At 39.7% G+C, this 23,380-nt stretch carries 24 protein-coding genes and 1 pseudogene; 14 read left to right on the top strand and 11 right to left on the bottom strand.

Annotated elements, in window-relative coordinates; all coding sequences use genetic code 11:
* From J1E28_RS02915 to J1E28_RS02890, 6 genes and pseudogenes are all read left to right on the top strand, one after another.
* Positions 1–758: pseudogene (locus J1E28_RS02915) on the top strand (hypothetical protein); the annotation flags it as partial.
* Complete coding sequence (gene gmk / locus J1E28_RS02910) at positions 755–1,369, top strand: guanylate kinase (protein ID WP_291026456.1); 615 nt, start codon at positions 755–757, stop codon at positions 1,367–1,369. The pseudogene J1E28_RS02915 and the gene gmk, both read left to right, overlap by 4 nt.
* A gap of 53 nt (positions 1,370–1,422) precedes the next feature.
* Positions 1,423–1,674: a twin-arginine translocase TatA/TatE family subunit gene (locus J1E28_RS02905; protein WP_291026463.1), complete on the top strand. Its 252-nt coding sequence runs from the start codon at positions 1,423–1,425 to the stop codon at positions 1,672–1,674.
* Complete coding sequence (gene argS / locus J1E28_RS02900) at positions 1,674–3,365, top strand: arginine--tRNA ligase (protein WP_291026455.1); 1,692 nt, start codon at positions 1,674–1,676, stop codon at positions 3,363–3,365. Before J1E28_RS02905 ends, argS begins: the two co-directional genes overlap by 1 nt.
* A gap of 1 nt (position 3,366) precedes the next feature.
* Complete coding sequence (locus J1E28_RS02895; RefSeq protein WP_291026454.1) at positions 3,367–4,059, top strand: AzlC family ABC transporter permease; 693 nt, start codon at positions 3,367–3,369, stop codon at positions 4,057–4,059.
* Positions 4,046–4,387 (top strand): AzlD domain-containing protein, encoded by a 342-nt coding sequence (locus J1E28_RS02890; protein WP_291026453.1) that lies wholly within the window; start codon positions 4,046–4,048, stop codon positions 4,385–4,387. The genes J1E28_RS02895 and J1E28_RS02890 overlap by 14 nt, the downstream gene beginning before the upstream one ends.
* A gap of 57 nt (positions 4,388–4,444) precedes the next feature.
* On the opposite strand, the gene fliR is transcribed toward J1E28_RS02890, so the two are convergent.
* From fliR to J1E28_RS02845, 9 genes are read right to left on the bottom strand one after another with little or no spacing between them, the layout of a single operon-like run.
* On the bottom strand, positions 4,445–5,221 hold the full coding sequence (fliR, locus tag J1E28_RS02885; protein WP_291026452.1) for a flagellar biosynthetic protein FliR: 777 nt from the start codon (positions 5,219–5,221) through the stop codon (positions 4,445–4,447).
* Positions 5,222–5,226: 5 nt separating this feature from the next.
* A complete protein-coding gene (gene xseB / locus J1E28_RS02880; RefSeq protein WP_291026451.1) occupies positions 5,227–5,517 on the bottom strand; it encodes an exodeoxyribonuclease VII small subunit in 291 nt (96 codons plus the stop codon).
* Positions 5,518–5,526: 9 nt separating this feature from the next.
* Positions 5,527–6,972: an IMP dehydrogenase gene (gene guaB / locus J1E28_RS02875; protein WP_291026449.1), complete on the bottom strand. Its 1,446-nt coding sequence runs from the start codon at positions 6,970–6,972 to the stop codon at positions 5,527–5,529.
* A 9-nt stretch (positions 6,973–6,981) separates the two neighbouring features.
* On the bottom strand, positions 6,982–8,322 hold the full coding sequence (gene gatA, locus J1E28_RS02870) for an Asp-tRNA(Asn)/Glu-tRNA(Gln) amidotransferase subunit GatA (RefSeq protein WP_291026447.1): 1,341 nt from the start codon (positions 8,320–8,322) through the stop codon (positions 6,982–6,984).
* A gap of 49 nt (positions 8,323–8,371) precedes the next feature.
* Entirely contained in the window at positions 8,372–9,451 is a 1,080-nt protein-coding gene (aroC, locus tag J1E28_RS02865; protein WP_291026444.1) for a chorismate synthase, read from the bottom strand.
* Positions 9,448–10,179 (bottom strand): ribonuclease III, encoded by a 732-nt coding sequence (rnc, locus tag J1E28_RS02860; protein WP_291026442.1) that lies wholly within the window; start codon positions 10,177–10,179, stop codon positions 9,448–9,450. The genes aroC and rnc overlap by 4 nt, the downstream gene beginning before the upstream one ends.
* Positions 10,172–10,612 (bottom strand): ribonuclease HI, encoded by a 441-nt coding sequence (gene rnhA, locus J1E28_RS02855; RefSeq protein WP_291026440.1) that lies wholly within the window; start codon positions 10,610–10,612, stop codon positions 10,172–10,174. Before rnhA ends, rnc begins: the two co-directional genes overlap by 8 nt.
* Positions 10,587–11,672 (bottom strand): tetratricopeptide repeat protein, encoded by a 1,086-nt coding sequence (locus J1E28_RS02850; RefSeq protein WP_291026438.1) that lies wholly within the window; start codon positions 11,670–11,672, stop codon positions 10,587–10,589. Before J1E28_RS02850 ends, rnhA begins: the two co-directional genes overlap by 26 nt.
* A 3-nt stretch (positions 11,673–11,675) precedes the next feature.
* On the bottom strand, positions 11,676–12,506 hold the full coding sequence (locus tag J1E28_RS02845; protein WP_291026437.1) for a peptidyl-prolyl cis-trans isomerase: 831 nt from the start codon (positions 12,504–12,506) through the stop codon (positions 11,676–11,678).
* A gap of 131 nt (positions 12,507–12,637) precedes the next feature.
* Here J1E28_RS02845 and J1E28_RS02840 point away from each other — a divergent pair, with 131 nt between their 5' ends.
* Entirely contained in the window at positions 12,638–13,792 is a 1,155-nt protein-coding gene (locus J1E28_RS02840) for an MFS transporter (protein WP_291026436.1), read from the top strand.
* A gap of 28 nt (positions 13,793–13,820) precedes the next feature.
* Here the strand turns inward: J1E28_RS02840 and J1E28_RS02835 are convergent, their stop codons facing one another.
* Positions 13,821–15,080 (bottom strand): tRNA (uridine(54)-C5)-methyltransferase TrmA, encoded by a 1,260-nt coding sequence (locus J1E28_RS02835; RefSeq protein ID WP_291026435.1) that lies wholly within the window; start codon positions 15,078–15,080, stop codon positions 13,821–13,823.
* A gap of 31 nt (positions 15,081–15,111) precedes the next feature.
* A complete protein-coding gene (gene fliP / locus J1E28_RS02830) occupies positions 15,112–15,819 on the bottom strand; it encodes a flagellar type III secretion system pore protein FliP (RefSeq protein ID WP_291026462.1) in 708 nt (235 codons plus the stop codon).
* A gap of 200 nt (positions 15,820–16,019) precedes the next feature.
* Here fliP and glmU point away from each other — a divergent pair, with 200 nt between their 5' ends.
* The 7 genes from glmU (at position 16,020) to J1E28_RS02795 (ending at position 23,348) form a co-directional block, all read left to right on the top strand.
* Entirely contained in the window at positions 16,020–17,420 is a 1,401-nt protein-coding gene (glmU, locus tag J1E28_RS02825) for a bifunctional UDP-N-acetylglucosamine diphosphorylase/glucosamine-1-phosphate N-acetyltransferase GlmU (protein ID WP_291026434.1), read from the top strand.
* A 2-nt stretch (positions 17,421–17,422) separates the two neighbouring features.
* Entirely contained in the window at positions 17,423–17,626 is a 204-nt protein-coding gene (gene thiS, locus J1E28_RS02820; RefSeq protein WP_366008733.1) for a sulfur carrier protein ThiS, read from the top strand.
* 1 nt (position 17,627) lies between these two features.
* Positions 17,628–18,008 (top strand): hypothetical protein, encoded by a 381-nt coding sequence (locus J1E28_RS02815; protein ID WP_291026432.1) that lies wholly within the window; start codon positions 17,628–17,630, stop codon positions 18,006–18,008.
* A 245-nt stretch (positions 18,009–18,253) separates the two neighbouring features.
* The gene (locus J1E28_RS02810; RefSeq protein WP_291026431.1) at positions 18,254–19,024 is read left to right on the top strand and encodes a fumarate reductase cytochrome b subunit; all 771 of its coding nucleotides are present in this window, start codon (positions 18,254–18,256) and stop codon (positions 19,022–19,024) included.
* Positions 19,025–21,004, top strand: a complete 1,980-nt coding sequence (locus J1E28_RS02805; RefSeq protein WP_291026430.1) for a fumarate reductase flavoprotein subunit — start codon at positions 19,025–19,027, stop codon at positions 21,002–21,004.
* Positions 21,001–21,744, top strand: coding sequence for a fumarate reductase iron-sulfur subunit (locus J1E28_RS02800; RefSeq protein ID WP_291026429.1), 744 nt, complete (start codon positions 21,001–21,003; stop codon positions 21,742–21,744). The genes J1E28_RS02805 and J1E28_RS02800 overlap by 4 nt, the downstream gene beginning before the upstream one ends.
* A 44-nt stretch (positions 21,745–21,788) precedes the next feature.
* Positions 21,789–23,348, top strand: a complete 1,560-nt coding sequence (locus J1E28_RS02795) for a phospholipase D family protein (RefSeq protein ID WP_291026428.1) — start codon at positions 21,789–21,791, stop codon at positions 23,346–23,348.
* The last annotated feature ends 32 nt before the right edge of the window (positions 23,349–23,380 follow it).

Genomic DNA, 23,380 nt, shown 5'->3' with positions numbered 1-23,380 from the left:
TAAATTATGAGGATATACCTGCATTAGATACAGAGAGTGAGGGTGAATCTTCCCCTACTCCTACTCAATCAAGCGAGGATACACTAGAGGGAGAACTAGGCGATATAGGTGCAGAACTAGATGAGGCAGCAGGAGATACAGCAGAAGAAGCGAGTACAGATGTAGAAAATGTAGAATCTGATATGCCAAGCGAGACTGACACCCTTGATGCGCTAGGTGAGGAATTAGAGGATTTAGGAGAGGGTGAGATAAAAGCAGAGCCAGAAGCAACAGATGAGGCAAATGCAGAAGAAGCCCAAACTGAAGCAGAAGAAAATATAGATGATATGCTAGAAGAGGGTGAATCCACCCCGCCAGTGCTTGATAAAGAGCAAGTGAGTGAGGTAAGCCAAGCACTCAATGCGCTTGATGAGCAATCAGGCAATGAGGACTTTAATTCACTCAAAGAGCCTGATGTCGCCCACGCTCTAGGCGAAGAGGTAGAAGGCGAGGAATTGGCAGATATAGGGCAAGATGAGCTTAGTGAAGCAGATGAATCTATGGCGCAAGATTCTCAAGAGCAAGCACTTGATGTTACAAAACAAGAAGATGGAATAGAGCAAAAATCTAATGGCGAAACCTCACAAGAATTTGTGAAAAATATCATCGCAAATTCTGTTCAAAGCAGCATTACAAGCCTCCATAGCGATAATTTTAAATCTATGCTTGATGGACTTGAAGTAACAATTAATATTAGCTTTAAAGATAAAAGTAAATGAGCAAGGGCGCGGTGCTGATTATTTCAGGTCCAAGTGGTTGTGGCAAAAGCACACTCACTAAAGCCCTTAAAGATGCAATCCCCGATATATATTTTTCTATCTCCACAACTACGCGCAAAAAGCGTGAGGGAGAGATTGAGGGGGTGCATTATCATTTTGTGGATAAAGAGCAGTTTTTGCAAGATATTAAAAATAATGTATTTTTGGAATGGGCGGAGGTGCATACTCATTTTTATGGCACTTCGCTCAAGCCCGTAGAATCTGCTCTTGCAGCAGATAAGATTGTGCTTTTTGATGTCGATGTGCAAGGACATCAAAGTATCAAAGCACATTTTGGGGATTTTGCCAAATCGGTTTTTATCACCACAAAAACTAAGAAGATTCTTAAAGAGCGTCTCATTGCACGCGGCACTGATGAGGCGCAAATGATTGAATATCGCCTCGAAAAGGCTTATAATGAAATGCAGCATTTGCAATCTTTTGATTATGTGCTGATTAATGATGATATTCATATTGCCACACAAGCCATTATTGCTATTGCCCGCTCACTCAAATATCAACAAATTGAGCGTTTTAGTGAGATACTTAGCAAATGGCACACCCAAATATAATATTTATGTAAAACTTTTGGTATAATACCCTCATTTTTTACAAAGGAGATATGATGTCGCCCCCTGGTATTTGGCAATTACTGCTTATTTTACTTATCGTTGTGCTTCTTTTTGGTGCAAAAAAAATCCCCGAGCTCGCCAAAGGCTTAGGAAGTGGTATCAAAAACTTTAAAAAAGCCGTTAAAGATGATGAAGAGGAAAATGCGCAAAATGCACAGGGTGAGCAAAACCCTGCTCATATCAAACAAACTAACGCTACCCAAAATAACCCACAGCAAGATACAGCCAATAAGCAAGAGGCTTAATGTATCAATACATTAAAGCCCTTCTCGCACAAGCAAGTGGCATTACTGAAGATGCCTCTATTGTATTAGAGCGACCAAAAAATAAAGATTTGGGGCATCTTGCAACACCTCTTGCCTTTAGCCTTGCGAAAATAAAAAAAACAAATCCTATGATAATAGCCCAAGCATTAGCAGAGAATCTTGCCTCTTGTGAGGCATTTGAGAGGGTGGAGGTGCAAAATGGCTTTGTGAATCTAAGCCTTTCTTCTACTTTTTTATACCAAAAAGCGCAGCCATATCTCGCCCAAAGCGCACTCGCTCATACCCAAAGCGCCGCAGATTCAAATACAAGCACAAATCCAAAGCATACAAAAGAAAGTATTTTGCTTGAATTTGTGAGTGCTAATCCTACCGGTCCTCTTCATATAGGACACGCAAGGGGTGCAGTCTATGGCGATGCTTTAGCGCGTGTGGGGCGATTTCTAGGCTATGATATTTGCACAGAATACTACATCAATGACGCCGGAGCGCAGATTCAAATGCTTGGGCTTTCAATCCTCTTAGCAGGACGCGAACACATACTCAAAGAGCAAGTAAGTTATCCCGAGAGTTACTACAAAGGCGAATACATCATTGATTTAGCAAGAGAATGTGAAAAGCATTTTGGACGCGAGATTTTTCAATCTTGCACAAAAAAATTAGATACAACAAACGCTTCACATAACATTGATTCTGCAGAATCTCATATTATCGCGCGCCTTGCAGAGTTTGGTAAAAATGCAATGCTTGAAGAGATTAAGGCAAATCTTGCACAAGTAGGCATTGTCTTTGATTATTTTGTAAGTGAAAAAGCCCTCTATGCTGGTTGGGACAATACACTAAGCTCCCTCAAAGCCCACAATGGTATATATGAGAGCGAGGGTAAAGTATGGATTGCTTCTGCACAATTAGGAGATGAGAAAGATCGTGTGCTTGTGCGCGAAAATGGTGAACCAACCTATCTTGCCGGCGATATTATTTATCATCAAAACAAGTTTGATAGAAATTTTGCGCATTATATTAATATTTGGGGTGCAGATCATCACGGCTATATCGCGCGTGTAAAGGCTGCTATTCATTTTTTAGGCTATGATGAAAATCGCCTAGAAGTGTTGCTTTCTCAAATGGTAAGCCTCCTTAAAGGCGGACAGCCCTATAAAATGAGCAAACGCGCGGGGAATTTTATCCTAATGAAAGATGTGCTAGAGGATATTGGCGCTGATGCGTTGCGTTTTATTTTCCTCTCTAAAAAACCTGATACCCATCTTGAATTTGATATTGAGACTCTTTCCAAACAAGATTCAAGCAATCCCATTTATTATATCAATTATGCCAATGCAAGAATCCACACACTTTTTGAAAAAGCCGGAGTGAAAATGCAGGATTTTCATATCTTGCAAGAAGATTTACATCTTAATGATGATGCAAAAATGCTTTTGTTTGAATCCCTTTGTCTCCCTCATATTATACAATCAAGCTTCCGCGATAGGGAGATTCAAAAAATATGCGAGTATTTAAAGAATCTCGCCGCCACTTTGCACGGATTTTATAATGCACATAAAATCTTGCAAAGCCCACAGCAAGATAGCTATCTTTATGTGCTAAAAATCGTAAGCCATAGCCTCACACTCGGGCTTTCTTTGCTTGGTATCAAAGCGCAAACAAGAATGTAAAATGCCCTCGCATATTCTCCCCGCACTCAAAGATGCCTTTCCGCATACGATTCCTATTATGCTTGGCTATGTCTTTATGGGGAGCGTCTTTGGTATTTTGCTTGAAAAATCAGGCTATGGCGTGTTATGGGCGCTTGCAATGGGTGTAGTGATTTATGGAGGCACGACACAATTTGTGAGCGTGGGGCTTATGGCAAGTGGCGTGGGGCTATGGGAGAGTTTTTTAGTCGTCTCAATGATTAATGCGCGACAAATTTTCTATGCTATCAGTATGCTTGAACGTTTCAAAAAAATGGGCAAAAAGTCTTATTATATGATTTACTCCCTCACTGATGAAACTTTAGCTCTTCTCAATCTTAAAAAGCCAAAAGAGGGGGTAGATAGGCAATGGTTTGATTTTTTTATTTCTTTTCTTAATCAAATCTATTGGATTGTAGGCAGTGTGCTTGGGGCGTGGCTTGGATCAAAGCTTAGTTTTGATCCAAAGGGGCTAGATTTTGTGATAAGTGCGATTTTTGTAGTGATTTTTATCGAGCAATGGCGCAATAAAACAATGCGCGCTCCTGCGCTTATTGGTATTATCGTAAGCCTTGTGTGTTTGTGCATTTTTGGTACAGAGCATTTTTTGCTCCCCTCACTTGTTGGAATCTGCATTGTGCTAAGCCTCAAAAGGAGGTCATTTGAGTCCAGATGAAATATTACACTCAATCGCACTTGTTGCGCTTATTGGCTTAAATACACTTTTAAGTAGATGTTTGCCTTTTCTTATTTTTGCAAAATCTACTCCTGCGTATATTATTTTTTTAGGCAAGGTTCTGCCAAGCGCAATTATTGCAATGCTTATTGTGTATTGCCTTAAGGATATGGATTTGAGCCAATCTCCCTATGGCTTAAATGAAATTATTTCTGTATGTGTAGTTACATTCGTGCATCTTTGCTTGAAGATTCCCGCAGTGAGTATTATTTGTGGCACGATTTGTTATGTAATGCTTGTGCAAAGTGAGATTTTGACACATTTATAAATACAAATAAAACATAAAAACTTAGTATCTAGAATCTTTTAACAATTTAATTCGCATCTACTGCCCCAAAAATAATTTACCCACTGCAAGAAACGCATTTTTTAACTCATTTTTGAATGTAAAGATAATCGTAGAAATGGTAAAAAGTAACACGATAAAAGCAATGGCGATTTTCACAGGAAAACCAATAGCAAGGAGATTAAATTGGGGGTGAGTTTTCATAATCATACCAAAAATCACATCAGAGAGCAAAATAATCGCCAAAATAGGAAAAGCCATAGAGAATCCAACGGCAAAGATATTGCCAAAAGCCTTGACAAAATAACCCACACTCTTTGGCTCAAAGACAAAGCTTCCAAGTGGTGTGGCATTGAGACTATGAGAAATAATAAGAAAAATAGTGTGGTGAAAATCAAGGCTAAGGGCAATGAGCAGAGCCAAAATAGCAATGAGCTGTGCGATAATGGGTTTTTGTGCGCCACTTACAGGATCATACGCACTTGCCATTGTAAGCCCCATAGTGAAGCTAATAAGCTCTCCACCAAAACTCAACATTGCAAATACAATTTGCAAACAAATAGAGGCGATAAAGCCCAACATTATCTCAAATAAAGCAGCAATCATAAATTCTACCATACTCATATCTGGCAGATGTGTGCTTGCTAGAGGGAAAAATGCCACACTCATAAAAAAAACCATTGCTGCACGCACATTAATACTAATAAGTTGATTATCAAAAAAAGGAAAAAACGCGAAGACTCCGCTAAATCGTGCGAGTAAAAGTAAGAATACAGCAACATTATTGGGTTGGGTAATATAAGCAATAAGCTCCATAGAATCTAATCTTTGAACTCTTGATAGCGCAACTTTGCTTGCTCTAAAATTTCTTCTGCGCTTTTGAGGCTTTGCATACCGCGCTCATAAAGAGCAAGGGATTCTTTAAGTGTAATTTCTTGGGTATTAAGCTTATTAAGCACAAGCTTTGCTTTCTCAAGCAAATCCTCAAAATCCTGCTCTTGCACAGATTCTTCTGCTTGCTGCTCTTGTGTGGATTCTAAGGAAGAAGACTTTAAAAGAGAGGGTGCATTTTCTTGTGCTATCTTTGTTTTTTGAGTATTTTTACTGGGCATTATTTATCCTTAGCCGTGGTAATTTGGTGCTTCTTTTGTAATATCTACATCGTGCACATGGGATTCTCGTAAGCCTGCTGAAGTAATCTCTACAAAACTTGCCTTCTCCCATAATGTATCAATATCCTTACTTCCTAGATACCCCATTGATGATTTAAGACCGCCGATAAGCTGATGAATCACATCGCCGACTTTGCCACGATAAGGCACCCGTCCTTCCACGCCTTCAGGCACAAGCTTATCTTGCGCTGTGCCCTCTTGGAAATATCTATCCGCACTGCCTCTTGCCATAGCGCCCATACTGCCCATACCACGATAGCTTTTATATTGTCTGCCTTGGTAGATGATAATATCTCCGGGTGATTCTTCTGTCCCTGCAAGGAGGCTACCTATCATCACACTTGAAGCTCCAACAGCTAGGGCTTTGGCAATATCACCTGAATATTTTATGCCACCATCAGCAATAATAGGAACATTATGCTTTTTTGCCACCTGTGCGCACATATCAATAGCAGAAATTTGAGGCATACCCACGCCTGCAACAATGCGTGTGGTGCAGATACTCCCCGGTCCTATGCCTACTTTTACTGCATCTGCTCCTGCTGAAATTAAATCTTGCGTTGCCTGCGCAGTTACGACATTGCCCACAATCACATCAATAGTGAGCTTAGATTTAATCTTTTCCAAAGTTTTAATCGCATTGATAGAATGCCCGTGCGCACAATCAAGCACAAGCACATCAGCCCCGGCTTCAGTGAGAGCTTCTGCTCGCTCAAACTGCTTCACGCCAATTGCTGCACCCACTTTTAGCCGCCCAAAACTATCCTTGCACGAATGAGGATATTCTATACGTTTTTGTATATCTTTAATGGTAATTAGCCCCTTAAGTGTGTAATGCTCATCAACAATAGGGAGCTTTTCGATTCTATTTTGGTGCATAATATCCTTTGCTTCCTCCAAAGTTGTGCCAACCTTTGCAGTAACAAGAGATTCTCTTGTCATTAGCTCCCCTACAAGCTTATTTAGATCGTGTTCAAAGCGCACATCGCGATTAGTCAAAATCCCAATGAGTTTGCCATATTCATCAACCACCGGCACACCTGAAATTTTGTAATTATCAGTAATGGCTTTTGCATCAGCTAAAGTGCTATCTGCGCGAATATAAATAGGATCAACAATCACACCGCTCTCACTCTTTTTTACGCGTTTGATTTGCTCTACTTGTGTAGCAATATCCATATTTTTGTGAATAATCCCAATTCCTCCTAAACGCGCCATAGCAATGGCTGTGCGGTATTCTGTAACCGTATCCATTGCTGCGCTCACAAGGGGAATATTCAGCGAGATATTTTTGCTTAACATCGTTTGTGTATTGACTTCTTGGGGGAGAATCTCTGAATATGCAGGAATGAGCAAAACATCTTCAAAAGTAAGGGCTTTTTGCGTGATTTTCATAATTTCTCCTTAGGCAAGTTCTTTTTCTAATCCATAGGCGGCATTGAGGATTGTCTGCTCTTTAAATTTTGCTCCTATAAGCTGCATACCAATGCTTAAGCCACTCTCGTCTTTACCCACAGGCATACATAAAGCAGGGAGTCCGGCAAGATTCACACCAATCGTATAAATATCACTTAAATACATTTCTAGGGGGGAATGTGTCGCGCCAAATTTAGGAGCAACGCTAGGAGCGATAGGGAGGAGAATGACATCACATTCATTAAAAATTTCTTCATATTCTGCACAAATTTTTTTGCGCACTTGTTGAGCTTTAAGATAGTAGGCATCATAATATCCGCTACTTAACACAAAGCTCCCAAGTAAAATGCGTCTTTTGACTTCCTCGCCAAAATACGCACTGCGTGTATTATAATACATATCTTTTAGGCTTTCCCCTTGCGCTCTTGTACCATAGCGCACACCATCAAAACGCGCAAGGTTGGAGCTTGCCTCCGCTGTGCAAATGATATAATAAGTGGAGATATGATAACGTGTATCAAGCATTGATTTTTCCACAATGCTATGCCCCATTGATTCAAGCACTTTTATTGTTTGCTCATAGGCTTCCTGCACTTCTTTTGTTGCATCTTTAAGAAAATCTTTGAGCACGGCGATTTTATAGCGGGCATTTGAGTTGAGATTTTTAAAAGTATTAAGAGGCGGGAGTTTTACACTTGTGGAATCTTTCTCATCATATCCACTTATGGCATCAAGTAAAAGAGCAGCATCTTCAACATTTTGCGTAATGGGTCCTATTTGATCTAGGCTTGAGCTATAAGCGACTAAACCATAGCGGCTCACTCTCCCATAGCTAGGTTTTAAGCCCACACAACCACAAAATCCTGCGGGCTGTCGTATAGAGCCACCTGTATCACTGCCTAATGAAGCAATAGCTAATCCCGCAGCCACTGCCGCCGCGCTCCCTCCACTGCTGCCCCCGGGCACACGAGAAGTATCAAGGGGATTTTTTACCCTGCCATAGCAGCTTGATTCTGTGGTGCTACCCATTGCAAATTCGTCCATATTTGCGCGTCCAAAAGCACACATTTTATTATGATGAAGCTGTGTAATCACCTCTGCATTATAAGGAGAGATGTAGCCTTTTAGAATCTTACTCGCACAAGTGATTTCCCACCCTTTCACATTAATATTATCTTTAATGAGGATTGGCACACCGCTTCCACTTTCTTGTATCTCTCCAATATACGCATTAAGCTCTATATTTTCTTTGACTTTTTGGGTAATGAGTTGTTTTATTTCTTTGAGTTCATTTTCGCTTTTAGTAAGCGCTTCTTTAAGTGTGATCATATCCGCTCCTTGATAAGCTTAAAATTATAGAATCTTTTTGCTTTAATAGCTATAAGCTTTCATATACTTTTTTAATAAATCGTAGCTGTGAGGTTGTGTGCAATAAAAGCATATCTGCTAATACAAGCGCAACCATAGCCTTAGCCACCACACTGCCACGCACTGCCACGCAAGGATCGTGCCGCCCTTTAATATGGCATATTTGTTCGGTAAAATGTGTATCAAGCGTGTGTTGGGGGATAAAAATACTTGGCGTTGGCTTAAAATGGGCTTTAAGCAAAAGTGTGTTGCCATTACTTATCCCGCCAAGTACTCCTCCGCTGTGATTGCTCATAAAACCTTGCGCATTCATTTGATCATTATGCTCACTTGCCTTTTGCCTACTTGCATTGATGCCATCTCCAATTTCAACCGCCTTAACCGCATTAAGTCCCATAAGCGCTTCTGCTAATGCTCCATCAAGTCGATGATAGAGTGGCTCTCCTAGCCCTGCAGGGATTCCAAGTGCGCGCACAAGTGCTACTCCACCTATGCTATCGTGGGTGTTTTTGGCTTCTTGTATGAGTGCTTTTTGCGCTTCTTCACACATCTTATCAAGGGCAAAAATCTCACTCTCTCTTGCATAAGCAAAATCATATTCTTTGGCTATAACATCACCAATCGCATAAATCCCACTCTCTACCTTGATGCCACATTCTTTTAAAAGCATTTGAGCAATCGCCCCCGCGGCTACTCTTGCCACACTCTCGCGTGCCGAGCTTCTCCCCCCACCGCGATAATCTCTTATGCCATATTTTTTGAAATATGTAAAATCTGCGTGTCCGGGACGAAAAATGTTTTTGATATTCTCATAATCGCTACTTTTACTTGCTGTATTTGCCACCCATAGCCCAATAGGCGTGCCGGTGCTTACCCCTTCAAATACACCACTTAGAATCTCCACCCTATCAGGTTCTTTGCGCTGTGTAGCATACGCGTTGCGCCCGGGTGCGCGCTCAAGCAGAGCAGATTCCAAAAATGCTTCATCAATGCCCAAACCCGCAGGCACACCATCAATCACACAGCCTATACCACTGCCGTGGGATTCTCCAAAGGTGCTTACACGAAACGCCTTGCCAAAGGTATTCATTTTTTCTCCTTGTTTTTAGAATCTTGAGCCTTTAGCTTACTTTTAAATTTCTCATACGCTATGCGCGCACTTTGTTGCTGTGCCTCTTTTTTGGAATGCCCCACTCCTCGCGCATACTCTACACCCTGCACAAGCAGAGCAATTTCAAAGCTTTTATGATGATCAGGTCCAGATTCACTTACTAGCTCATAAGTTGGAATCTCGCCACAAAGAGCATGTGTAAGCTCCTGCAAAGCGGTTTTATAGTCCATAAAAAGAGAGGGGAGATCTATTTTTGCATAATTTTTTTCAAGCAAATGATATACAATGTCGCTTAAATATGTAAGCTGGGATTCTAAATAAATCGCTCCAATAAGTGCTTCAAAGGCATTAGAGAGGATAGAGGCTTTCTCTCGCCCCTTATTATTTTCTTCACTATTTGAAATATAAAGAAAATCCCCTAAATCAAGTGATGTGGCAAGTTTCATAAAGCCTTTTTCATTGACAATACACGCGCGAAGCTTGCTTAATTCCCCCTCTTTTGCGTGAGGAAACTTTGCAAACAAATACTCTCCCACAAGCAAATCAAGCACAGCATCGCCTAAAAACTCTAAACGCTCATTATTATAAGTTTTTTTGCAGCTCTTATGCGTGAGAGCCTCAAGCAAAAGGGCGGGATTATTAAAATGATAGCCAATTTTTTCTTCAAGCAAATGTGGCTCTTTGGGCAAATGAGTATGTTTAGGCATTGTTTTCTCCTTTATCTAAAAAGCCCTTTGCGCTCTCTTTAGCAAGTTTATCACATAATTCATTTTGTGGCACACCATTATGCCCTTTTACCCAATGCGCCCTTACCTGATGAGGAGCTGATACTTGCAAATAACTCTGCCACAAATCAGGGTTTTTGACATTTTTAAACTGCTTTGCCTCCCATTTTTTTAGCCATTCATTAATGCCATTGCATACATAAGAAGAATCACTATATAGCTCCACAATACAAGGTTCTTTAAGGGCTTTGAGAGATTCTATCACTGCCAAAAGTTCCATACGATTATTTGTCGTATTGAACTCACCACCTCTTAGAATCTTTTGTTTTGAGCCAAAGCTAAGGATTCCACACCAACCACCAGCACCCGGATTGCCAAGTGAGCTGCCATCACAATAAAGAGTAACTTGCTTCATTATTAGTCTTTCGTATTTTTAGTAGCACATCATTATTGAGTAATTCCCCACAATGCGAACATCTTGCGTTTTCAAATGGAAAAACCTGCTTACAGCTATGGCAGCGATACTCAAAGCTCAAATCCACAGGTATATTTGAATATCGTTTTAAAATCCTCATATTTTCAAGCTCAAAAATATCACAACTCTCATTATCTATAACTAAGCCCTTTGCGCGATACACATCAAGAATGGGCTTATCTGTAATACTTGCTAGTGGCAAATCTTTAGGCTCAAAAAGCCAAAGTATATCGATAAAATGTTCTTTATGCTTACTTTTGGGTATTTCTTGCCAAAAAAGTGAGTGATTGACGCTCTTAAAAAAAGCAAGAATAATTTTCTCAAGTCTTGGTTCTTTCTCTTTCATTTGGTTTAATTGAGCAATTTTTTCTGCGAGGCTTATATCGTGTTTATTAATGAGTAAAAGCGTGTGGAGATAGTCTTTATTCAGCTCGAGACTACGAAAAAACTGCTCATTTTTGTTTAAGGGCATACTCTCATAAATCTCTTCAATACACATCAGCGCATCAATAGCATTTTTATATTCATTTAAACGCTCATAGGTGTTGAGAAGATAGATAAGCACTTGTGGATTTCTTGGATAATTTTTTAGAATCTCCAAAAACACATTTTTTGCTCTTTGTAAGAATCCTGCACGATAATACGCACTTCCCAAGTTTTCTAAAATCTCAATTTTGATTTTTGATTTTGCGCTATTTGTGGAATGAGGCAAGCTTTCTAAAATGCTTAAATAAATTTTAATGGCTTCTTGTGTATTGCCGCTTTGGATATACGCATTAGCAATAAATTGCAAGGTGGGAATGGGGTCATTTGAGAGTGCAAGAAACTCTTCTACGCCTTGAGTAAGTCCCATAAATTCATAAGATTTAGTGAGATTGTGTAAAGAAGCCTCTTTTTTCTTATCATTGTAGCGATTGCGATAATAATCAATCAAAGCCACGAGGGCAATAATGGCAACAAGAATAATAATGCCAACAAGCGGGTCTGTATAAGAAAACATTATTTATTCTCTAAGCGTGATGATATTCGCACTTGAGCGAATCTTATTAAAATGTTCGCTGATGATATTCTGCTCCTTTTTGAGCATAATTTTTTGATTAATTATAGGCTTTGCCTCTTCAAAACTAAGCAGTCTTTCGCCTAAACGCTCCTTAATCAAAAAACTCACAAGCCCATTTCCACCGGTAGCAAGAACGGGTGTGAATTCATTATTTGGTGTATTGAGAAAAACTTGGGCAATTTGTGCATTAAGAGAGGAGAGCGCTATGGTTTCATTAAATTTTTGCACCCCCTTAAACTCTTTTCTAGGTGAAGCCATAGCTTTTTGTAAATCATTATCATTTTGAGCAAAATAACGCACCACACGCACTTGTGTGGGAATCATAAAATCTTTTTTATTATGCGTATAATAATTTAAAAGCTCATCTTCGCTTGAAATACTGATATTAGAGGCGAGGATTCTCTGCATAAGCTCTTTGGTTTGGAGCTGTTTTTTAACTTGTGCGCGATATTCTTGTAGGCTCATATTGCGTGTTGCACGAGAGAGAAGCTCCTCTTTGCTAAGATTCATATTTGCGGCAATACTTGCAATTTCCTCATCAATTTTAAAATCATCAATATGAATCTTAAAACGTTCAATCTCATCATCTTTTAAACGTTCATTAATCAGCATATCGATGGCTTCTTGCCGAGAGATTTTGAGCTGCTTTTGCAATGATTCAATCTCATAAAGTGTAATCGCATAGCCATTTACACGCAAAGCTACTCCTGCTATCACTTCCCCATATAAGCTTAGTGTGGCACAAAAAATAAATCCATAAATGATAGCTTTCATTTTTATCCTTATAAAAACTTCAAACAAGGCAGGATTCTATCATATCAAAGCAATTTATAAGCAACTTCGAGTAGAATCTAGCGCTTTTTTACACCTTGAAATGAATGTCTTTTATGTAAGGACAAAGAGCAATGAGCGTGCAACAATCAAATAAAACCATTATCGTATTAGCATTAAGCGCATTTTGTATGGGCGTTACAGAATTTATCATCGCGGGAGTTTTGCAAGATATAAAAATATATTTTGACATAGATTCTAATCAAGCGGGGTATTTAACTACAATGTATGCCCTTGGTGTAGTCATTGGCGCACCTCTTTTGACAATTCCTTTAAGTAGCTTTAATCGCAAATGGCAGCTCCTGCTTAATCTTTTTGTATTTGCCCTTGCAAATTTTGTGATTTTTATAAGTGATCATTTTGCCTTGAGTGTTTTTGCACGATTTGTTGCAGGCACACAGCACGGGGTATTTTTTGTTATCGCTACCCTCGCAGCCATACAAGTCTCGCCTAAAGAGAAAGTCTCACGCAACCTTGCCCTTATGGTATCAGGCTTAACCATAGCTCTTGTAAGTGGTGTGCCTTTGGGAACATTTATTGGGCATTTATTTGGATTTAAAGCCATTTTTCTCCTTATCTGCCTTTGCACACTCATTGCTTTTGCAAGTGCATTTATCTTTATGCCTAATCTCACAGGCGCACAGACACATTTTTACTCACTCTTAAAAGCCTTTGCACATCCTCAACTTCTTAAAACTTATAGCATTACAATATGCACTTGTGGGGGAGCATTTGTGCTTTATACTTATGTAACAGATTTACTTACACAAAAAAGTCATTTTCAAGAGCAAAGTATCGTGTATATTTTGCTACTCTATGGAGGCTCTGCGATTGTAGGCAATCTTTTTGGAGGGAGATTATGTGATACTCAAGGTTCAAAACGCGCATTGCAAATAGTGATTTTCTTGCAAATGATTTTTTATGCGCTTGTGAGCTTAAGTGCATATTCTCAAGTACTTGTGGTTATTAACCTTGCCCTTATGGGCTTTCTCTCTTTTGCTTCTATCCCTGCTTTAAAAGTTAATGCAATGAATGCTGCGCGAAGCTTTAGCCCAGATGCCATAGAATCAAGCGTGAGCGTCAATGAAGCCGCTTTCAATGTAGGCATTGCCCTTGCTAATCAAATTGGAGGGCTTGTTGTTATCTCGCCCTTTTTAGGCATAGGGTTTAATCCTCTCTTTGCCGCACTTTTTGCGCTTCCTGCATTTATTTTAGTAATGCGAAAATAGCAATTTATGCAGGGATTCCCTTAGAATCTTAGGCGCATTTATGCTTTTTTTGCAAAATCACAATACATTCTCTATGAAAAGTATAAGGAAATTGATCAAAAAGCCCAAATCGCACGATGATATGGGTAGTGCATAGTATTTGCAAATCCTGCAAAAGCGTGAGGGGGTTGCAAGAGATGTAAATGATAGTTCTAAAATCCTGTAAAAATGCAAGTATTTTTGCATCGCCCACACCACTGCGTGGAGGATCAATAAGCGCACAATCAAAATCAAAAGATTCTAGCCTAAGCTCCCTTAGACGAAAAAAGATGCGTTTTTTGCGTAATGCTTGAATACTCTCAAGCGCGTTTAAGCGCACAGGATATATATTTGTAATGCCATTATGTGCCATATTTGTTTGAAGCTGAATAATAGCGGATTTAACGACTTCGGTAGCAAAGATTTTTTGAAAATATGCTCCAAGCACAAGGGTAAAATTCCCACTCCCACAATAAAGCTCCAAAGCATCATAAGTTGGGCAAGGGTAGAGATTTTGCAATGAAGAAGCGACAAATTCAAGCATTGAAATATTTATAAAAGGGTTTGGTTGGCTAAAAGCTCCCTCTTGCTTCAAATACACATAATGATGCGCTCCATTAAGAAGGCTTAGAGATTCACAAAGAGAAGTTGCTCCAAGCGCAAGAGTTTGATTTTTGCTGCGTCCAATGATATGTATAGGCACATTAAGCGTTTTTGTAAGTATATTTTGAAGCTCTAAAGCTTCCATCTCCCAAGAAGTATCTAAAAATTTATGATAAATAAGCGTAACAATAACTTCTTGGTTATGAGATTCTTGCTTATAGAATCCCCCTTGCTCCTGTCCTTTTATATTTATATTGCAAGGAGGTGCTATGTTTGAAAAACTGCAAAGCAAATTACACGCATAAATCTTTGAATAAAGTATCTCTTTAGCACTCAAAAGCTCACATAAAGGAGTCATAAGCTGCTGTAAAATGGGGCGTAGAATGGGGCAAGAGGCAATGGGAATCTTGCGCGGTGTTTCTTTGGTATTCATCATCGCAAGGTTAAGAGTGCTATCTGTGCGGAAAAAGCGCAATTCACTCCGCGCTCTAAAGCCACTTTGCGGTGAGGCAAACACTTCAATATGAACACTTTGGGAGGTATCTTGCGTTTGCAAGAGTGGGGTAAATTCTTGCAAAGTGCGTTCATATTTATCTTGAAGTTGTGCGTTATAATCAAGGGTAAAATGATTGCAACCGCCGCAGATTCCAAAGTATTGACATTGCATCAATAAAGCTTACTTAAGGGGCTTAAAAGAGCTATTTAAAGCCCTGTACAAGATTGCCAATAAGCAGATTCCACCCATCAACAAGTATAAATACAAGAATCTTAAAGGGCAACGAAATCATTACCGGCGGGAGCATCATCATACCCATTGCCATAAGCACAGAGCTAATAACCATATCAATGACTAAAAAGGGCAGATAGAGCAAAAAACCAATCCAAAAAGCAGTCTTTAGCTCACTAATCATAAAAGCCGGAATCAATACACTAAGTGGCACATCTTCGACACTTTGAGGATTTTCAAGGTGGCGGATTCTAAAAAAAAGTGCGAGATCTTTTTCGCGTGTATTTTTAATCATAAAATCCTTAAAAGGCACGATAGCAAGCTCAAATGCTTCATCATAAGAAATTTTTTTTTCACTATAAGGTTTAATCCCCACCTCATAGCTTTTGCTTACCACAGGCTCCATAATAAAAAAAGTCAAAACAAGTGCGAGACTTACAAGAATCTGCGTGGGAGGGGATTGTTGTGTGCCAAGTGCTGTGCGCAAAAATGCAAAAACAATAATAATGCGCGTAAAACTTGTCATTACAAGCACAAGTGAGGGCGCAATCACAAGCAAAGTGATAATAAGGACAATGTTTAAGGTTGCAACAAGCTCGGTAGGCTCTTGTGGGGCAGTCAAGGATAAATCTACTGAAGGCAAAACTGGATTATTTGGTAAAGAAGGCACAGGAGCGATACTTGAAGGTGCTGGAAGTGCGGGAGTAATAGGGGCATCATCTGCTTGGACATATACACACGCACATACAATAAAAAGCCACAAAAATCGTTTCACACACGCTCCAAAATATAAAGAGTAAAACCAAAGGGGAGATTATAAAATTTTGTGTGTTAAAATTACATAAATTAAGGCAATGCTCTTTAAATAAAGGAATGTTAATGAATATATCAGTGGTGATTCTTGCTGCGGGAGCAGGAACACGAATGAAATCAAATACCCCCAAAGTACTTCATACAATATGCGGCAAACCGATGCTTTTTTATAGCATTGATGAGGCATTAAGCTTAAGCGATGATGTGTGTGTTGTGCTTTTTCATCAAGAGGCAAAAGTGCGACAAAAGGTGCTTGAATCTTATAAAGATGTGTATGATAAGGGGGCATTGCGCTTTCATATCCAAGATTGTAAACATTTCCCGGGTACAGGTGGAGCGCTGATGCAAGGGAGCGAAAACACCACACTCACCGCAACAAAACCTCTAAATCAAGAATCTTCAAATAAAAATGCAAATCACGCCTCTAAACAACTTTTTGCTTGTAAATATGATGAGATTCTAATCCTTAATGGGGATATGCCCCTTGTGCGCGCTAAAACGCTGAAAGAACTCTGCGCGCATTCTGCACCTATTGTAATGAGTATCTTGCATTTGGCAAATCCAAATGGCTATGGGCGAGTGCTTATCAAAAATCACAAGGTGCAAAAAATCATTGAACAAAAAGATGCCACGCAGGAGGAATTACGCATACAAGATGTCAATGCAGGTGTGTATAAAATCAGCAAGCAAACCTTGCAAGATTATCTCCCGCGCCTAGAAAACATCAATGCACAAAAAGAGTTTTATCTTACTGATGTGATTTCTTATGCCACACAAGAGAATCTCCCCATAGAGGCATTACAGGTGAGCGAAGAGGAATTTATGGGAGTAAATTCTAAGGCACAACTTTCCCTCGCACAAGAAGCAATGCTTCATCGCTTAAGAGAAGCGGCAATGGAGCAGGGTGTGATAATGCACTTGCCTCATACGATTTATATTGAATCTCAAGTGCAATTTTTCGGGGAATGTATCATCGAGCAAGGTGTGCAAATAAGTGGTAAATGTGAGATAAGAGATTCTCATATTAAAGCACATAGTATTATTGAACAAAGCATTATAGAATCAAGCGATGTAGGACCTCTAGCGCATATTCGTCCAAAAAGCCATATCAAAAATACACATATTGGCAATTTTGTCGAAACTAAAGCGAGTGTGCTAAATGGTATTAAGGCAGGACATTTAAGCTATTTGGGGGATTGTGAGATAGATTCTGGGAGCAATATTGGCGCAGGAGTGATTACTTGTAATTATGATGGCAAAGCAAAGCATAAAACTCTTATTGGTAAGAATGTTTTTGTAGGCAGTGATGTGCAGCTTGTTGCGCCTGTTACAATAGCCTCTAATGCGATTATTGGCGCAGGAAGCACTATCACAAAAAATATAAAAGAGGGAGAATTGGTGCTCTCGCGCACCCCACAAAAACATATTAAAAATGGATATTTTAAATTTTTTGGCACAAAGGAGTAAGAATGATGACTATCCTTCTTAATGGCAAAAAGTATGAAATTAACGCGGATTGCACACTTTTGGCACTCATTGAGAATCTTGGCATTACACATAAAGCAATGGCAGTAGCTATTAATACGCAGGTAATAAAAAAACCGCTATGGGAGAGTTATGTGCTACAAAATAATGACGAAGTTGAGATTCTAGACTTTGTTGGCGGTGGGTGATATGCACCTCTTTCGTATAGTGTGGATTTTATGCACCCTTTACATTACTGCTTTTGCTTGCACAGGAGATTGTAAGGCGTGCCATCAAAAGCTTAATTACACACAGGATATAAGACATAGCCCTATGGCAGTGTGTAAAACTTGCCACACTGATGAAAAAATGGCACAAATTGATATGGGTGGCTGTGGCGCAGACTGCTTTGCCTGCCACGATATGAGGAAGATTCAAAGTGCCAAGCTCGCCAAAGATCATATGGTGCTTAATGCTTGTATGCAGTGCCACACACAGCTCTCCTCTTCGCCCCTAAGCAGTGGCACAAATGTGTTTCAAAAAAGCATAGAAAGTTTTAGCGATAAGCTTCTCTCTCCTTCACTCCCTTAAGGATTTTTTGCCTTTGCATTGCCCTTAATCCTTAGGTTTGCACCTATTTTAACATCTCCTTACAAAACATAACACAAGAATCTAAGAAAATTTATCCCAATACAGAATATAAAAAAACTTTAATCAATATTACTCTATAATAGAAATTCAACCTTTTTTGAGAATCTCACAAGTTTTTAGAGAAGTAAAGCCCCCCTAGAGTGCTTGTGCGAACTTAATAGGTCAAACTACAAACAGGAGGATACATGCGAGAGGATAAGATAATTGAGAGTTACACAGGGGTAACACCTCAAAGAAAAAAGAGTAAAGTTCCCGCCAAACTTGATTTTTGGCAAAGTGCCACAGGGCTATTCTTGGGGTTATTTATGTTGGCACATTTGCTCTTTGTATCAAGCATCTTAATCAGTAAAGAGGCGATGTATAAGGTTACCAAGTTCTTTGAGGGCAGTATGATTTTTGGCGAAGCAGGTGAGCCACGCCTTGTTTCTATTATCGTGGCTATTGTTATTATTGCTCTTGTGGTGCACGCATTTTTGGCATTGAGAAAATTCCCAATTAACTATAAACAATTTCTTGCTTTGCGCGTTCATAAAGATTTGATGAAGCACGGAGATACAAGCTATTGGGCGATTCAAGCGGCAACTGGTTTTGCTATTTTCTTTTTGGCAATGCCACATGTATTTATAATGCTTACACAACCTGAAAATATCGGTCCAAGCGCAAGCTCATATCGATTCTATCATCAAGATTTTTACTTGCTTTATGCACTTTTGCTTTTTGCTGTTGAATTTCACGGCTCTATTGGGCTTTATCGACTTTGTATTAAATGGGGCTGGTTTGAGGGGCTAGGCATTAAAGCATTGCGTGCCATTAAACTCGCTCTCACAGCATTCTGTCTTATACTTGGTATTGCTTCGTATGTGGCGTATATGCAAATTGGACACGGACTAGATGGCGACAAGAGTATCAAAGAGTATAGAATTATCGATGAGCACACACAAGGGAAAGGAGAGTAAATGAAAGTAGTATATTCAGATGCACTGATTATTGGCGGTGGTTTAGCGGGACTTCGATCTTCTATCGCAGCAAAACAAGCAGGGCTTAACACCATTGTGCTCTCGCTTGTGCCTGTCAAAAGAAGCCACTCTGCAGCAGCTCAAGGCGGAATGCAAGCAAGTCTTGGTAATTCTGTAAAAAGCGATGGCGATAACGAAGATTTACACTTTGCCGATACGGTAAAAGGAAGTGATTGGGGTTGTGATCAAGAAGTGGCAAGAATGTTTGTTACGACTGCACCCAAAGCAATTCGTCAATTAGCAAGTTTTGGTGTGCCTTGGACAAGAATCCAAAAAGGCGATAGACCTGCTGTGATTAATGGCGAAAAAGTAACAATTACAGAAGATGATTTTAGACACGGCTATATCCATTCTCGCGACTTTGGTGGCACAAAAAAATGGCGCACTTGCTATACTGCTGATGCAACAGGGCATACAATGCTTTATGCAGTAGCAAATGAAGCCTACAAACTCGGCGTAGATATACAAGATAGAAAAGAGGCGATTTCTCTCATTCACCAAGATGGAAGATGTTATGGGGCTGTTGTGCGCGATTTAATCACAGGTGAGCTTATAGCGTATGTTGCAAAAGGCACTCTTCTTGCCACAGGTGGCTATGGTAGAGTGTATCGCAATACCACAAATGCAGTAATTTGTGAGGGTATAGGTGCAGCTATTGCTATGGAAACAGGAATAGCAAAGCTTGGCAATATGGAGGCAGTGCAATTCCACCCTACTCCTATTGTGCCTAGTGGAATCTTACTCACTGAAGGTTGTCGTGGCGATGGTGGTGTATTGCGTGATGTTGATGGCTATCGCTTTATGCCTGATTATGAGCCAGAGAAAAAAGAACTTGCAAGCCGAGATGTTGTCTCACGAAGAATGCTTGAGCATATCCGCAAGGGTAAAGGCGTAAAATCTCCTTATGGCGACCACTTGTGGCTTGATATTTCAATCTTAGGACGCGCTCACGTAGAACGAAACTTGCGCGATGTGCAAGATATTTGTAAAACATTTGCAGGTATTGACCCTGCTACACCGGGTGTTTGGGCGCCTGTTAGACCAATGCAACACTATTCTATGGGTGGTGTGCGCACAGACTATCGAGGCGAAACTTACCTTAAAGGTTTGTTTGCAGCAGGTGAAGTAGCGTGTTGGGATTTACACGGATTTAACCGCCTTGGTGGAAACTCTGTCAGCGAAGCTGTGGTATCAGGTATGATTATTGGTGAATATTTCACAGAATACTGCAAGGGAGCGCAAATTGATGTGCAAACAGCCACACTTGAAAAAGCGGTGCAAAAACAACACGATTATCTTAACTCATTGCTTAATAGCACAGGTAACGAAGATGTATATGTGCTAAAAAATGCAATGAAAGATATTATGGACCATGATGTGGGTATTTTCCGTGATGGCAAAAGCCTCAAAGAAGCGGTTGATAAGCTTGAAGAACTCTATAAACGCAGTAAAAATGTGCGTGTGCAAAATAAAAAATTGCATAATAATCCCGAGCTTGAAGATGCCTATCGCACACCAAAAATGCTTAAAATTGCGCTCTGCGTAGCAAAAGGTGCGCTTGATAGAACAGAATCTCGTGGCGCACATACACGCGAAGACTATCCAAAACGTGATGATGCAAATTGGCTCAAACGCACACTCACAAGTTGGGAAGATCCAAATCAAACCTTACCAACTGTTACCTATGAGGATTTGGATATTATGAAAATGGAGATTGCTCCGGGATTCCGTGGTTATGGGGCTAAGGGTATGATTATTGAACACCCAAATAGTGCCATTCGTCAAGCCGAGATTGAAAAAATTACCCAAGAGATTCAGGCAAAAGGTGGCGATAGATACGCCTTGCAAGAAGCTTTGATGCCTTTCAATCTCCAACCACATTATAAAGCAAGAAATCAACGACTAGGAGACAAGAAATGAGTGCAACACAACAACAAGGAAGAACACTAACTATTCGTGCGTTAAAGTTTGACCCCCAAAGTGCAGTTTCAAAACCGCATTTCCGTGAGTATAAATTACAAGAAGCACCCTCAATGACGGTTTTTATTGCCCTAGGCATGATTAGAGAGCAACAAGATCCTGATTTGAGCTTTGACTTTGTATGTCGCGCTGGAATCTGTGGGAGCTGTGCGATGATGATTAATGGACGCCCACGACTTGCGTGTAAAACACTTACTCAAGACTTCCCTGATGGTGTTATTACACTTATGCCTCTCCCTGCATTTAAGCTTATTAAAGATTTGAGTGTCAATACAGGTGAATGGTTTGCAGGTATGACAAAACGTGTTGAGAGCTGGATACACACACAGCATCAACCTGATATTTCTAAAATTGAAAAGCCTATTGAGCCTAAAGAAGCCGATGAGGTTTTTGAGCTTGATAGATGTATTGAGTGTGGTTGCTGCATCGCAAGTTGTGCGACAAAAGTAATGCGTGAAGATTTCATAGGTGCAGCAGGAATGAATCGTATCGTGCGATTTATGATTGACTCACACGATGAGCGCACCGATGAGGATTATTATGAGCTTGTGGGTAATGATGATGGCGTATTTGGCTGTATGAGCCTTATTGCTTGCCACGATACTTGCCCTAAAGAACTTCCTTTACAAAGCAAAATCGCCTATTTGCGCCGCAAAATGGTTAGCGTAGGCTTAAAATAATCTTTTTCTGCCCTTTTTAAGAGGGCAGATTCTATTTCTTTACTATGCAGTTTATCCAACATCTGTTTTCTTTATCATCAAATCTTGCTTTCTTTATACTTGTATGTCTTTTTATTTTTGCTGGTTGCTCCTCTATTGTAGCTTCCACCAAAGATATTAACAATCCTCAAGCACTTTATTCTGACCCTGCACCTATTTTTGATCCACTCCAAACAAGTATTGGTGCGCCTTATGCGCAAAAATTAAAGTATAACCCACATCTTACAGGTGGAATCCTCATTAATGATGGACTTTATGCTTTTTTGCAACGCGCATATCTTGCGCGTATGGCAGAAAAAAGCATTATCTTGCAAACTTACATTTATAAAAATGATGAGGCTTCTCGTATTCTTATGCACGAGATTTGGCTTGCAGCACAAAGGGGCGTGATTGTCAAAATGCTCATTGATGATAATGGGTTAGATTCTGATTTTTCTGATATTATCGCCCTTGATACCCACCCTAATATCGAAGTAAAAATCTTTAATCCCTATAAAAATCGCTCTAAAATTTTACGCTATCCTGAAATGGTGTTTGATTTTAATCGCATCAATCATCGTATGCACAACAAACTCTTTATTGTCGATGATATTGCCCTTATTATCGGTGGGCGCAATATTGCAGATAACTATTTTGACCAAAATATCGATGTGAATTTTGTGGATACTGATGTGCTTTTTATTGGTAAAGCCGCTAAAGATGCTAAGGCAAATTTTTATGAATATTGGGATTTTCATCGCTCCGTGCCTGTTTCACTCCTCAAGCTCAAAACTCCTCTTAAAAAATTCAAAACCTCAATGGAAAAGCTCAAAGCCAATACAGAATGGAAAAGATACGAAGAAACTATACAAATGCTTATTGACAGATACAGCCATAGGGAGTTGTATTGGGGGAATGCCTTTTATATTGGCGATATGCCTCAAAAAGTAGAAAATCCACAAACGCCAAAGCCCATTGCAGATGCACTTTTTGAGATTCTTAATAACACAAAAAATAATCTCTACATCTCCGCAGCTTATCTTGTGCCAAGTAAGCAAGGAATGAAAATATTTAATACGCTTATTGATTCTGGTGTCGATGTGCGCATTCTTACCAATTCCCTTGCTTCCACAGATTCTCTTGTCGTGTATGGAGCGTGGGAAGCCTATCGCGATGCTTTAATAAAAAAAGGCGCAAAGGTATATGAATATCAATATTTTGGCAAGGGTAAATCCAAACTTCGCAATAAAATCCATAAATCCAAAGCTTCACTCCACAGCAAGAGCATTGTTTTTGATGATAAAATCACTTGGATTGGTAGCTTTAATCTCGACCCGCGCTCAATCAACCTCAATACAGAATCTGTAGTCATTTTTGATAATCCACATTTTGCACAAGCCCTTAAGATAGATTTGATTGAAGATATGAAAAATAATGCGTGGCGTGTGTATGAAAAAGGAAAAAAGACATATTGGGGAGGTGAATCTAAGGGCGAAATGCAAATTCTTACTTATCCACCAGATACAGGCGTTTGGACAAGATTCCTTAAAACTCTCTCAAAACTTCTTCCTGAAAGTCAAATTTAAGTGAACTTGATTCTTTTTGGAGAGATAGGCAA

This window comes from Helicobacter sp. (assembly GCF_022511165.1).
Classification (GTDB): Bacteria; Campylobacterota; Campylobacteria; order Campylobacterales; family Helicobacteraceae; genus Helicobacter_C.
The sequence above is the reverse complement of the archived record's forward strand: the minus strand, read 5'-3'. Positions and strand labels throughout refer to the sequence as shown.

Excerpts from the sequence above, each read along its gene's own strand:
- gmk (WP_291026456.1), top strand. The coding sequence starts at position 755 with ATGAGCAAGGGCGCGGTGCTGATTATTTCAGGTCCAAGTGGTTGTGGC.
- J1E28_RS02905 (WP_291026463.1), top strand. The coding sequence starts at position 1,423 with ATGTCGCCCCCTGGTATTTGGCAATTACTGCTTATTTTACTTATCGTT.
- argS (WP_291026455.1), top strand. The coding sequence starts at position 1,674 with ATGTATCAATACATTAAAGCCCTTCTCGCACAAGCAAGTGGCATTACT.
- J1E28_RS02895 (WP_291026454.1), top strand. The coding sequence starts at position 3,367 with ATGCCCTCGCATATTCTCCCCGCACTCAAAGATGCCTTTCCGCATACG.
- fliR (WP_291026452.1), bottom strand. The coding sequence starts at position 5,221 with ATGGAGCTTATTGCTTATATTACCCAACCCAATAATGTTGCTGTATTC.
- xseB (WP_291026451.1), bottom strand. The coding sequence starts at position 5,517 with ATGCCCAGTAAAAATACTCAAAAAACAAAGATAGCACAAGAAAATGCA.
- guaB (WP_291026449.1), bottom strand. The coding sequence starts at position 6,972 with ATGAAAATCACGCAAAAAGCCCTTACTTTTGAAGATGTTTTGCTCATT.
- gatA (WP_291026447.1), bottom strand. The coding sequence starts at position 8,322 with ATGATCACACTTAAAGAAGCGCTTACTAAAAGCGAAAATGAACTCAAA.
- aroC (WP_291026444.1), bottom strand. The coding sequence starts at position 9,451 with ATGAATACCTTTGGCAAGGCGTTTCGTGTAAGCACCTTTGGAGAATCC.
- rnc (WP_291026442.1), bottom strand. The coding sequence starts at position 10,179 with ATGCCTAAACATACTCATTTGCCCAAAGAGCCACATTTGCTTGAAGAA.
- rnhA (WP_291026440.1), bottom strand. The coding sequence starts at position 10,612 with ATGAAGCAAGTTACTCTTTATTGTGATGGCAGCTCACTTGGCAATCCG.
- J1E28_RS02850 (WP_291026438.1), bottom strand. The coding sequence starts at position 11,672 with ATGTTTTCTTATACAGACCCGCTTGTTGGCATTATTATTCTTGTTGCC.
- J1E28_RS02845 (WP_291026437.1), bottom strand. The coding sequence starts at position 12,506 with ATGAAAGCTATCATTTATGGATTTATTTTTTGTGCCACACTAAGCTTA.
- J1E28_RS02840 (WP_291026436.1), top strand. The coding sequence starts at position 12,638 with ATGAGCGTGCAACAATCAAATAAAACCATTATCGTATTAGCATTAAGC.
- J1E28_RS02835 (WP_291026435.1), bottom strand. The coding sequence starts at position 15,080 with ATGCAATGTCAATACTTTGGAATCTGCGGCGGTTGCAATCATTTTACC.
- glmU (WP_291026434.1), top strand. The coding sequence starts at position 16,020 with ATGAATATATCAGTGGTGATTCTTGCTGCGGGAGCAGGAACACGAATG.
- thiS (WP_366008733.1), top strand. The coding sequence starts at position 17,423 with ATGATGACTATCCTTCTTAATGGCAAAAAGTATGAAATTAACGCGGAT.
- J1E28_RS02815 (WP_291026432.1), top strand. The coding sequence starts at position 17,628 with ATGCACCTCTTTCGTATAGTGTGGATTTTATGCACCCTTTACATTACT.
- J1E28_RS02810 (WP_291026431.1), top strand. The coding sequence starts at position 18,254 with ATGCGAGAGGATAAGATAATTGAGAGTTACACAGGGGTAACACCTCAA.
- J1E28_RS02805 (WP_291026430.1), top strand. The coding sequence starts at position 19,025 with ATGAAAGTAGTATATTCAGATGCACTGATTATTGGCGGTGGTTTAGCG.
- J1E28_RS02800 (WP_291026429.1), top strand. The coding sequence starts at position 21,001 with ATGAGTGCAACACAACAACAAGGAAGAACACTAACTATTCGTGCGTTA.
- J1E28_RS02795 (WP_291026428.1), top strand. The coding sequence starts at position 21,789 with ATGCAGTTTATCCAACATCTGTTTTCTTTATCATCAAATCTTGCTTTC.